10 protein-coding genes are annotated in these 12,353 nt (G+C 34.0%); 3 read left to right on the top strand and 7 right to left on the bottom strand.

The window, feature by feature from the left end; genetic code table 11:
* Positions 1-110: 110 nt before the first annotated feature.
* From QL232_RS25340 to QL232_RS25310, 7 genes are all read right to left on the bottom strand, one after another.
* Positions 111-296: a hypothetical protein gene (locus QL232_RS25340; RefSeq protein ID WP_168885441.1), complete on the bottom strand. Its 186-nt coding sequence runs from the start codon at positions 294-296 to the stop codon at positions 111-113.
* Positions 297-332: 36 nt separating this feature from the next.
* Positions 333-1,094, bottom strand: a complete 762-nt coding sequence (gene rpsB / locus QL232_RS25335; RefSeq protein ID WP_168885440.1) for a 30S ribosomal protein S2 — start codon at positions 1,092-1,094, stop codon at positions 333-335.
* A gap of 103 nt (positions 1,095-1,197) precedes the next feature.
* Complete coding sequence (rpsI, locus tag QL232_RS25330) at positions 1,198-1,584, bottom strand: 30S ribosomal protein S9 (RefSeq protein WP_168885439.1); 387 nt, start codon at positions 1,582-1,584, stop codon at positions 1,198-1,200.
* Positions 1,585-1,596: 12 nt separating this feature from the next.
* Positions 1,597-2,040 (bottom strand): 50S ribosomal protein L13, encoded by a 444-nt coding sequence (gene rplM, locus QL232_RS25325; RefSeq protein WP_281616269.1) that lies wholly within the window; start codon positions 2,038-2,040, stop codon positions 1,597-1,599.
* A 257-nt stretch (positions 2,041-2,297) separates the two neighbouring features.
* Positions 2,298-3,137 carry a hypothetical protein gene (locus QL232_RS25320; RefSeq protein WP_281616268.1) on the bottom strand — a complete coding sequence of 280 codons (840 nt, stop codon included), beginning with the start codon at positions 3,135-3,137 and terminating at the stop codon, positions 2,298-2,300.
* Between the two features lie 211 nt (positions 3,138-3,348).
* On the bottom strand, positions 3,349-4,623 hold the full coding sequence (gene glyA / locus QL232_RS25315) for a serine hydroxymethyltransferase (RefSeq protein ID WP_168885436.1): 1,275 nt from the start codon (positions 4,621-4,623) through the stop codon (positions 3,349-3,351).
* 241 nt (positions 4,624-4,864) lie between these two features.
* A complete protein-coding gene (locus QL232_RS25310; RefSeq protein WP_168885435.1) occupies positions 4,865-5,551 on the bottom strand; it encodes a Crp/Fnr family transcriptional regulator in 687 nt (228 codons plus the stop codon).
* 286 nt (positions 5,552-5,837) lie between these two features.
* On the opposite strand from QL232_RS25310, the gene QL232_RS25305 reads away from it, so the two are divergent.
* The 3 genes from QL232_RS25305 to QL232_RS25295 all read left to right on the top strand — a co-directional run bounded on the left by QL232_RS25305 (position 5,838) and on the right by QL232_RS25295 (position 12,305).
* The gene (locus QL232_RS25305; protein WP_281616267.1) at positions 5,838-10,547 is read left to right on the top strand and encodes a hypothetical protein; all 4,710 of its coding nucleotides are present in this window, start codon (positions 5,838-5,840) and stop codon (positions 10,545-10,547) included.
* A gap of 135 nt (positions 10,548-10,682) precedes the next feature.
* Positions 10,683-10,928, top strand: coding sequence for a type B 50S ribosomal protein L31 (locus tag QL232_RS25300; protein ID WP_168885433.1), 246 nt, complete (start codon positions 10,683-10,685; stop codon positions 10,926-10,928).
* A gap of 183 nt (positions 10,929-11,111) precedes the next feature.
* Complete coding sequence (locus QL232_RS25295; protein ID WP_281616266.1) at positions 11,112-12,305, top strand: GlmU family protein; 1,194 nt, start codon at positions 11,112-11,114, stop codon at positions 12,303-12,305.
* Positions 12,306-12,353 lie beyond the last annotated feature (48 nt).

Genomic DNA, 12,353 nt, shown 5'->3' with positions numbered 1-12,353 from the left:
AAGATAGGTTAAAAATTGGTAGTAATACTACCTTGAATTTATTACGAACGAACCCGCAAGGTACTTGGTACGATGCGGGTTCGGTTTAAAACCCTAATATAAGTCTAAACTTATTTAGCAGCTTTTCTTACCGCCAAGCCTTCTTTAACTTTTGCTTTCAACTCAGCTACTTCCTTACGGATAGCTTCAAGAGCTGCAGCATCACGGTCAGCTTTTTTCTGCTTGAAGATATCGCCTTGCTTCACTTTTAAGTCGTGAAGTTTAGCTTCAAGCTCTTTGATATCTTTAATATCCATTGTTATTCAAAATTTAAAGGTAAAACGAGATAAGAATTACTCATTAGAAGCTTCGTCAGCCGCTTTCTTTTCTGCTTCAGCAGCAGCAGATGCAGCTTCGTCACGCTCTTTCTTACGCTCGCCAATTCCTTCTTCGATCGCAGAACCTACAGCACCCATGATAGCGCTTACAGACTTGAATGCGTCGTCGTTTGCAGGGATAACGAAATCAACTCCTTCAGGATTTGAGTTAGTATCAACCATTGCAAATACAGGAATACCCAATTTTTGAGCTTCTTTTACAGCGATAGATTCACGCTTAACATCAACGATAAATAATGCTGCTGGAAGACGAGTTTGGTCAGCGATACCGCCTAATACTCTTTCTAACTTCTCACGCTCACGTTGCATCATTAGACGCTCACGCTTTGCAAGAGAGTTATACTCATCCGACTTCATTAATTTGTCGATTGATGACATTTTTTTCAATGACTTACGTACAGTTTGGAAGTTAGTAAGCATACCACCTAACCAACGCTCAGTAACGAAAGGCATTTTTAATCTTGCCGCTTCTTGTGCAACGATGTCTTTTGCTTGTTTTTTAGTAGCAACAAACATCACCTTACGACCAGACTTTACAATATTTTTTAAAGCATTTTGTGCTTGCTCTAAAGCAGTCTTTGTTTTGTTCAGGTCAATGATGTGGATACCATTGCGCTCCATGAAAATGTAAGGAGCCATTTTAGGGTTCCACTTTCTGGTCAAGTGACCAAAGTGAACGCCTGCATCAAGCAGTTCTTTGTATTCTAAATTTTTCATTCTTCTAACAAGTAGATTTTTTTTGCAAAACGTATTCTAAGCAGCGCGGCAGATAGTCTTGAAACAAGACCATCGTATGCCGGCAAAACTGCAAAATACTTGATTAACGTTTCGAGAATTGGAATCTTCTTCTCGCTTTTCTGCGACCTGGCTTCTTTCTTTCCACCATACGAGGATCACGAGTTAAGAAACCTTCTGGTTTCAATGTCAATCTGTGTTCTGCGTTGATTTCGCAAAGAGCTTTAGAGATTGCTAAACGTACAGCTTCAGCTTGTCCGTTAATACCACCACCTTGCACATTTACGTTGATATCGTACTTGCCAGACTCATTAGTCAATTCTAATGGTTGTTGCACTTTGATTTGCAAAACCTCAGATGGGAAATAATCACCAAACTCACGTTTGTTGACAGTAATTTTTCCTTCACCTTGACTCAGGTAAATTCTTGCTACAGAAGTCTTTCTTCTGCCTGAAGTGTTAATTACTTCCATCACTTAATCTTATTAAAGTTCAATTTTCTTTGGTTGTTGAGCTTCGTGCTTGTGCTCTGTACCTGCATAAACATACAAGTTACGGTATAAGTCACGACCTAAACGCCCTTTTGGCAACATGCCTTTTACTGCGTTCTCTACTAATCTTGTAGGGAACTTTGCTCTCATTTCTGAAGCAGTTCTCGATTTTAAACCACCTGGGTATCCAGAGTAACGAAGGTAAACCTTCTCATCCTCTTTCTTACCAGAAAGCTTAACTTTCTCTGCGTTGATAACTACAACGTTATCACCACAGTCAACATTTGGTGTAAAGCTTGGCTTCTTCTTGCCACGTAAGTACATAGCAATTTCAGTTGCTAAACGACCCAATGTCTTACCTTCAGCATCGATTAAAACCCACTCTTTTTGAGCTGTAGCTTTGTTCACTGAAACAGTTTTGTAACTGAGTGTATCCACTGTGATTCTTCGTTTAATAAAAATTAAAACTTGAAGCATTTACACTACTGAGATACAGTTAGTTGCAAATACTTCGACCTGAACACGCAAAACGGGTAAACGTTTGCGACGGGCAAAGGTATTACTTTATTTTTTGATTACCAACAATTTAGCACTTATAAATGTCTAAATAATTCATAATTACATCATAAAAATAAGGTGTTCCTATCTGTATATGAACACCTTATAAATAAATATTTGGTAAACTCTCTGTTAATCTATTGTATATTGACTGTTTTTGACCATGTTCCAAACATAGGTTCACTATCACTTGTACAACCTATTGTAGAGTCAAAGAAATTATAGATAATATTGATTGTAAACTTGTCTTGAGGTAGCTCAGAATTATCTCCTGGTGTACTAACAGTATAAGTTGTACTGAAATTGTAAGTGTAATAACCGTTGCTATCTTGTTCCAATGAATGATCCGTAACTTCGAAACCAATTCTATTTGAATGTGGTAAATCAGATGCGTTATTATCTACAACTGCATCAAAAGCACCTTCAAGAACACTTGTACTAAATTGAATACCTGTTTGGCCAGGAACATTAATAGAGGTACTTGTTCCATTGAAAGGTAAAACTGATTTTATAGTACCTGTTACTGTAAAAGTCGAATTTTCAGCAGCTGAAGAAGGGACATTACTATCGTCAATATCAATAATAAATGGAGCTTCTATTACTTTTATTTTTTGACTAATATTTGAAGTTTTACCATCATCTGTATAAGCAGTAAATGTTATTGTATAATCTCCTTTTGAATAAGGAGCAGGCTGATTATAATTTAGATAGCCTTCATTTGCATTTAGAGTTGTGTCTTGTTGTTGAATACAATTGCCATCTGCATTTGTTTGGATGTCGCTAACCGGACGACCGTTATTTGTTTTTGCTAAAATATCTAGCCGTATGGGTTGTAATGGATAAACCTCTAGTACATCACTTTGATTATCTATTGAAATCGAAGGCCCATTATTGGGAGTTTCATTATTGTCGTTATTTCCACAGCTAAAGAAAGTGATAGTGAAGATTGATAAGATGATGATTGATAGATTTTTCATTGAGTAGTATAATTTGATATATTATAAAATACGTTAAAATCTATTATTCGTCGGTAAATTGTTTGCTAGCGTTACATTTATTATGATAAAAACGATGAAAAACTTATTCAATGAGTTGAATGCTAGTGATTTGATATAAAAAAAGCTAAGTCCAATGAAGAACTTAGCTTTTAGTCAGCATTTGAAAATCAAATACTTATAATATGTTTAATTACCACTGAAATAATGGGAATTGACGCATCCACTCATTGATCTCAGTTTTCACTTTCTCAATTTCAGCATCATTTTCATGATTCATCAATACACGATCGATAAAGTCAACGATTTTACCCATATCAGCTTCTTTTAAGCCACGAGTAGTAACTGCAGCAGTACCAACACGCATACCAGAAGTAACAAACGGTGATTTGTCATCAAATGGAACCATGTTTTTATTGATTGTGATATCCGCTTTGATTAAAGTGTTCTCAGCAATCTTACCAGTTAAGTTTTTCGAACGTAAGTCGATCAACATCATATGGTTATCAGTACCACCAGAAATGATTTCATATCCTTTTGCTAGGAAGTGCTTAGCCATTTCTTGTGCATTCTTTTGAACTTGAGTTACATATGCATCATACTCAGGAGTTAAAGCTTCACCAAAAGCAATTGCTTTAGCTGCGATAACATGCTCAAGAGGACCACCTTGAGTACCAGGGAATACACCAGAGTCTAATAAAGAAGACATCATACGTGTTTTACCTTTTGGAGTTTTTAATCCCCAAGGATTTTCGAAATCCTCACCCATCATGATAACACCACCTCTTGGACCACGAAGTGTCTTGTGAGTTGTAGTAGTTACGATATGACAGTGTTTGATAGGATCATCAAGTTTACCTTTAGCGATTAAACCTGATGGGTGTGAAATATCAGCTAGTAATAATGCTCCAATTTCGTCCGCCACGGCACGTAATTTTTTATAATCCCACTCACGAGAGTAAGCAGAAGCACCAGCAATAATTAATTGTGGCTTTTCTTTACGAGCAGTTTCAACAACTTTATCGAAGTCGATCAATCCTGTTTCTTTTTCTACACCATAGAACGTTGGCTTGTAAAGTTTTCCTGAGAAGTTTACAGGAGAACCGTGTGTTAGGTGACCACCATGAGATAAGTCAAAACCTAAAATTTTATCACCTGGCTTTAATACAGCAAGCATAACAGCTGCATTTGCTTGTGCACCAGAGTGAGGTTGAACATTGGCCCAAGCCGCACCAAATAGTTCTTTTAGACGGTCGATAGCAAGGTTTTCTACCTCATCAACTACTTCACAACCACCGTAATAACGTTTGCCAGGCAAGCCTTCAGCGTATTTGTTTGTTAATACACTGCCCATAGCTGCTCTCACTTGCTCTGAAGCAAAGTTTTCTGAGGCAATAAGCTCGATGCCTGAAATTTGTCTTTCTTTTTCGCGATCTATTAGATCGAAGATGATATCATCCTTCTTCATGGTTGCAATAGGGTTTGTTTTTTAGTTGAAATTCCTAAAAAATAGGGGGTTGTACCTTTATAGACATCGCAAAAGTACTAAATTTCAAATATTCAATAATGGAATTTGAGAAAAAAGATGTTTTTCCGACGAAAAATTGTGAATTATATAAGAAATAGAGCAAAAAATTGAATAAAAAAAATAGCCATAACGTGTGAGGTTAATGGCTATTTATACCTATTTCTTGAAAAGAAGGACTTAATTAATCGTAGAGATGACTGATTTTTACTAAGCCATCAGGATTAATTATTTTGATACTTCTTTTGTTGATTTCAATCAGTTTCTCATGTTTGAACTCTGAAATAATTCTGATTGCGGTTTCTTTCACAGTACCTACAAGGCCTGCAAGATCCTCTCTAGTTAGGGTTATTTGTTCTTTGTCCTCAAAAGCTTTGTCTAATAGAAGCAAAGCTTCTGCAATTCTACCTCTTACAGGTTTGTAAGCGATATCAGTAAGTTTTGATTCAGCATTGTCTATCTCATCACACAGTAAATGAACGATTTGCTGGTAGAAAGCAACATTCTCATGGAGTAACTCCATAAAAATCGCTTTAGGAATAAGACAAATTGATGAATCTTCTATCGCTATCGCAGATGCACGATATCGATTGCCCTTAATTAAGGATTTGTAGCCAACAAAATCGCCAGGTTTAGCAATACGTAAAATTTGTTCTTTACCGTTGCTTCCTAACTTAGTTACTTTGACTAGTCCATCACTGATACAAAAAACTCCAGTTGGTACTGACTCTTCTTGGAAAATAGGTTGCCCTTTTTTGTAGAACTGACAAGTATGTTGCTGAACTTTTTCTAGTTGATCAGGTGTAAGACAAGAAAACAAAGATTGGCTTCCCTTAGCTTTAAGTGCACAGGTGGGTTGTACCAATTTCATCTTTTTTATTGTAAGTGGATAATTCTGATAAAAGCGTTTAAAAGTAATACATGTATTAACAATTTTCCAAAAAAAAATGACATTTGTTACTTTTTAGACAAAAAAAACACAGCCAAGAGCGAAAATCACTCCCGACTGTGCGCTTTTATCAGAATTATCCATTGCAAAAGTAATTTGAGTTTTTCAAATTGCTTATGACAAAAGTTTTAATCAATAGTGAGAGAAGTCACTATTGAGACTTTTTTATTTTAACGATTCATAAATTTCTCTTCAAATGCTAAACTTAATGAAAACATTATTAAAGAGTTATCTCTTTTTAATGTTGCTTCTGCCGTTTACGGCCTACTCTCAAGCCACTAATTATTTTTCAGTTTTTTTTACAGACCAATTAGAACAAAAACTAAAATCTAGTGGAAAAACTCCCACAGGAGGTTATCAATTTATCGGAGATTCTATTGCAAGCCTTAAAACTGACGGTGGAACTGGACAAAGAGATGTTCAACTCTTTCATAAAGAAGAGTGGCTTTATAATTCTTCGGACACACTAGTGTGGAATCTTCAGGTTCAACAGAATTTTGTAGTTTCTTCATCACTTCAGAAAACAAATTTGACCAATTGGTGGGTCATTGAAGATGAACTATGTATCCACCTTGGTAGTAACTTAAAGGTAGAACATTTTGGTGAACGTATTGTTTCAACAAATTTTCCATGGAAATATGGTGAGTTATGGAATGATGTAAAATTAGTGTCTTATGGTAATGAATGGTTCTTAAAAATTAATGGGACAGATGTTCTTCAGTTTTCACTTTATGTAACTGATGGCCCTCATCGAACTGGTTTTAGTTCTTTATTTACATCTTCTGCTAGAGGCAAACATTTCTCGTACAAGAAATCATCGCTTGTTCGGCATGAAAAAGTAAAAGACACTTTTCCTCCAACGATTTTAATGCTTCAAGCTAAGAACCAAAATGAACTGGATATACTTTTTGATGAAGATGTTGTCCGAGATTGTATAGAGTCAAGCTCTATCTTCTTTAATAACGAAGAATTAGAAGTTAATCATCATGCTGAACATATAATTACCGTTCAGCTGCCTTCTGGTCTATCTTATAATAAGAAGTATCTGATTGAAGTGGAAAACCTCTGTGATACTGATGGAAATTATCTTCTTTATGATAGTATGACTTATATACATAAAGATGAAGTTCCCCCTCATTTAGAAAGTGTAAAAATAGAAAGTCCGTTTTCTGTATCTTTTACTTTATCAGAGCCTTCAAAGTATGACCTAGTATCAATAAAAGATGAGGAACAGTCTTTATTTAAAAATTTTTATTCTACACAAGGCTTTATCATTTCGGATACCATATACATAAATGATGTATTTCCAGAAAATGAAGAATTATATCTTATACTGTATAATAATGTAGATACCTTAGGGAATTTTATTGATTCACTAGAAATGTATTTTGAATATGATACTCAATTACCCAAGGTTACTTCATTTGGTTTTTTATCTGACTCAAGTCTAGAAGTGATTTTCTCAGAAGAGATAGAAGAGTATTCACTATTGCATCGATTTAATTATAGTATTCAAGAAGAACAACCATTAGAAGTGGTAGTGATTGATCTTAAAACTATTCATCTCATTTATCCTACTAGCTATTTTAAAGATTTGTATGAATACACTTTAGTAGTTCAAAATATTAAAGATAAGGCAGGGAATCTGATGAAGAAAAGAAGTCTCAAAATGCTTTTTGATCTCACCTTACCCTCATTAAAAAAAGTATGGACTCATAATGATACTTTACATCTCAGTTTCTCTGAGAAAATAATCAAAATGGATAGTATTAAGGTTTGTGGAAGGTTAATAGAAAATACACAAATTGAATGTTCGAAAACACGATTAAGTATTCTGAATCCTTTAGGCTGTAATCAGTATATAGAAATATTCGGATTGGAAGATGAAAATAAGAATGTAAACCATTATCAGAAAACAGACATTGCCTCTGAGCCTTTTGAATATTCTTATACGGATTTTGATCTAATTGTTGAGGATAGTAAAGTGATTAATCCCGATAAGTTGTATGTGTACTTTAATAAAATACTAGACAAGGATTCTAATATTGAATTTGAAAATAGATCTATTAGACATTGGGTAGTTGATGAGAATTCTATTCTGATTCAGTTCGAAGAAAACTTAATTGAAAATGATGAATACACTTTAGACATAAAAGGGTTAAAGACTTGTGAGGGAGATTTTCTTTCCAATGGAACGATTCGATTTACATTGGATCAAACTCCTCCGACATTATTATCAGCTGAGGTTTCTTCCATGAATAGTATTACGTTATATTATTCTGAATCTCTAGAAGAATCTAGAAATGAGATCAAAAGTCGTTTTTTATTAAAAGGAAATATTGTCGATGAAGTAGAAGTTGTAGATCAAAAAATTGTGATACACTTTAGTAACCCATTTAATTATAATGAGATATCGGTGCTGGAAATAGCAGAGGGAATATCCGACTTCAATCATAACTTAAGTGAGGCTGTTGCAATAGCAATACAATTCCCAAAAGCAATTACGGAACATGATATTGTATTTAATGAATTTATGATTGATCCTTTTCCTTCAATAGGAGGACCTGAGGATGAATTTATTGAGATATTTAATTCTTCTAAAGATACTCTGAATCTAGTTGGTTTAAGATTGAAAGTAAATGAGGACACTATCCCATTGCCTAATTATTATTTACCTCCATCTGAATTTGCCGTACTTATCGATGTTGATGATTTAAGAAAATTTACTTTTAATAATAAAAGAAGAATAATTGAAATTGACGGATTACCTACTTTAACTAACTCGAATTTTGAATGTCAGTTGATCAATTATAGTCGTATTGTTATTGATGATTTTACTTTTTCAGATCAATTGTTTCCTTCATCAAATGATGGTGGCGTAACTCTAGAACGAATTGATCCATTATTTAGTTGTGATCCTTTAGTGAATTGGAATTATAGTGATAATTCTGCTGGACATTCTCTATGTGAACAAAATTCTATTTTTGGAACATTACAAGATTTTGAAGATCCGATAATCGAAAAAATAAAAGTTATCAACAGTTATGAGCTGGATGTTTATTTTTCTGAAGCTTTATTGTTAGAATCTTTGAAAAATACAATGGATTATTCGCTTAGCAATGTTGATAACTCTGTGAATAAGTCATATTTTGTTGATAACTACCGGTTGAAACTGATATTCGAAAAAGAGTTACCATCCGGAATGTTGATATATTTAACTGTTGATAACTTTGTTGATTGTTTTAACAACCTTCAAAATTCATATCGTAAGGGCTTTGTAATACCAAAATTAATCACTAGTCAACAACTGTTGATAACTGAGTTAATGGTTGATCATTCACCAAAACGTCAAATGCCTGATTCTGAATACGTGGAGGTACATAACCAAAGTAAGTATTATCTTTCATTGGATCGGTGCAGAATGTTAGTGAATGGTGATACAATACACCTACCTGATAATTGGATTATTCCAAGTGAATATAAAGTATTATGTCCTGTTGATAACTTACAAGAATTTGAAGATCTAGGAATTAATGCAATTGGGGTAGAAGGATGGAGGTCATTACCAAATGAAGAGGGAGATATTTCTATTGTAAATCAAAAAGGTGAAATTATTGACCGAGTGAAATATCATAAATCCTTTTATCAAAGTACAAGAAAAAATGAAGGTGGCTGGTCTTTAGAATTAATTGATATTAATAGCTTGTGTAAAAGTGAAGATAACTGGTCAGCTTCCATTGACGACAGAGGTGGGACAGCAGGTGAACAAAATTCGATTTCTCAATCACTCATTGATATTAATGCACCGACCATTGCTCAAGCTTTTTCATTTAGAGATTCAGTAATTGTTCAGTTTACAGAAAATATAGATTGGGATATTTCATTAAACTATTCAGTTGAAGTGAATGGGAGATCAATAAATAATAATGACATCCATATTTTAGATCAAAGAAGTTTAGGGTTTCAGTGTTTATTTTTAACTGATGAAAATGAGGTAGTATTAGAGGGAATAAAAGATTGTTTTACTAATACAGAAATAATTTCTTCAACTATTCATAGACTAAATGAACACCCCGAAAATGATCTTTATTTATCAGAGATACTCTTTAATCCTTCTCCACTAAAGAATGATTTTGTAGAAATACATAATAATTCTGCTCAATATATTGATTTGAAAGAATACAAACTTGCTAACCTTAGAGATGGAGAAGTTCATGATTTTAAAAAGATATCCACAGATCATTTAGTAATACCACCTTTTTCTTATTTCGTGTTCACAGAAGATGTTGATAACTTTTTGAATTTTTATCCATCTGTTGATAAAGAATTACTTTTTGAGTTAAAACTTCCTTCTTTTCCGAATGATGAAGGTGGGGTAGCTATATTAAATGAAACGGATTCCTTGATTGATGCCTTTAGTTATCATGAAAGAATGCATCAACATTATCTAGAAAATGTTGAAGATATATCCCTAGAGCGATCAAGTTTTGATAAGAAACTTGACGGTTCCAAATATTGGGTGTCTGCTACAGAAAGTAGTGGATTTGCAACACCTACTGAAAGAAACTCTCGAGAAGGTAATGGAAATGATAGTTTTAATGATTTTGGAGGTTTAGTTATTAATAAAACATTGATTACACCTAATGGAGATGGTATTGATGATTTTCTTGAGGTACAAAATACGACTCAAGATGCCGTATATATTCTTCGATTAGAACTGTTTGATATGTCTGGAAAACTGGTAAAATCAATCGTAAATAATTATGAGTTGTCGTATGGTGATCAATTAAAATGGGACGGAAGTAGAGATGATGGACAACGATTTTATGGCCAGTTTATATTAATGTTACAGTCTGAAAATCAACAAGGAGACATTGAGTCTTTTACAAAGACAATTAGTGTAGCTACTTGGTTTTAACCGATTTAAGTAGTTTTTGTTAGATATTTATAGTTGTTATAGAATAAGTTGCAATTTATTTTGTATCAGTGATTTAAAAATACTACTTTTGCATTTCGATTTGGGATTACAGAAAAAGTAAAAAATATTTTAAAGATGAAAAAAGACATTCATCCGGAGTTCAGACCAGTGGTTTTCCACGATTTGACTTCAAACGAAAAGTTCCTTATTGGATCAACAGTAGCTACATCTGAGACTATCGAATTCGAAGGTGAAACTTATCCTTTATTCAAAGTCGAGATTTCTTCTGCTTCTCACCCGTTCTACACTGGTAAGAAAGCTGCTATCTCTGCTGCTGGTCGTGTTGATAGATTCAACAAAAAATACGGAAAGAAGAAGTAGTCATCTATTTCTTTACAAAGAGCCATGGTTTCATTTCGAAATCATGGCTTTTTTTTGTTATAGAAAAGTTTAAGACGCAATTTTGTAACAAAATCGATATACTGTCGTAATTATATCCGACCAAAGATTTTTTAATTTGTTCGTTATAAGCATGTTGCATGTGCAACATTAATACCTAAATACATGAATATCATATTATTCGATAACCCTTTAGCAAGGGTACAATTACTCCCTTTTACTTTTATTAGACCCATAGCTGATATACGCGTAGGCATTTTTAAAATCCATGAAAAGTGGGAGCGAGCTTTTGATAATTCAAAGATTTCATTTCTAACAGAAGAGTACCTACAAGGGAAATTTACGTTAAATCACGATACATCAGACCAATATTATATCAATGGTTCTTTATGTCCTAATAAGCCTTTAATTCAACGTATTCAAAATTTAAAGGAAGGGCAGGGGTTAGTTTGTGGAGATGATTTATTGGTCTTACATACTTCTCATCAGTTTAATAAAATGACTGATGAACCAGGTGATTTCGAAAAAATTGAAGTACCTGCTGATGAAGTAGTGCTTATAAAACACCCTTGGGAGATTTTTACTCACAATAGAGAGCAGATTATGTTGGATTTTGAGGTGGTGACTAGAGGGAGAGTCAGTCATCATATCGAAGATCCGCATACAGTTGTATATGGTAGAGCAAATATTTTTGTTGAAGAAGGAGTAGAAGTGAGAGCATCTATTCTAAACGCACAAAAAGGGCCTATTTATATAGGTAAAAATGCTGTTATTGAAGAAGGAGTGATTATTCAGGGTACTTGTGCAATCGGAGAAGGAACTCGTATTAACATGGGAGCAAAAATTCGAGAAGATTGTTCATTTGGACCGCATTGTAAAATTGGTGGAGAAATTAATAACTCTGTTGTTTTTGGTTATTCTAATAAAGCTCATGATGGTTACCTAGGCAACTCTGTAGTTGGTGAATGGTGTAACTTAGGAGCGGATACCAATAACTCTAACCTTAAAAATAACTATGGTCCGGTAAGAATCTGGAGTTATAGTGATCGTAAATATGTGAGTACAGGACAGCAATTCTGTGGTATGATGATGGCAGACTATTGTAAAGCAGGTATTAATACTATGTTTAATACAGGTACAGTAGTAGGAGTTTCAGCACATATTTTTGGAGGAGGTTTTCCTCCGAAACATATTCCATCTTTTGCATGGGGTGCTATTGATTCTAATGATGTGGCCAACCTTGATAAAATGATAGAAATTGCAGAACGTGTATTTGCAAGACGTAAGGCAGACTTTACTATTCATGATCGTCAAATTCTTGAGAAAGTATTTGAATTAAGTGAATTTGACAGAAAGTAGCTTAAAATAATATAGCGAAAGAGGTTGTACCAATATTACTTGATACAA

The organism is Flammeovirga sp. SubArs3 (assembly GCF_947387565.1).
Classification (GTDB): Bacteria; Bacteroidota; Bacteroidia; order Cytophagales; family Flammeovirgaceae; genus Flammeovirga; species Flammeovirga agarivorans.
This window is presented reverse-complemented; position numbering and strand designations above follow the sequence as displayed.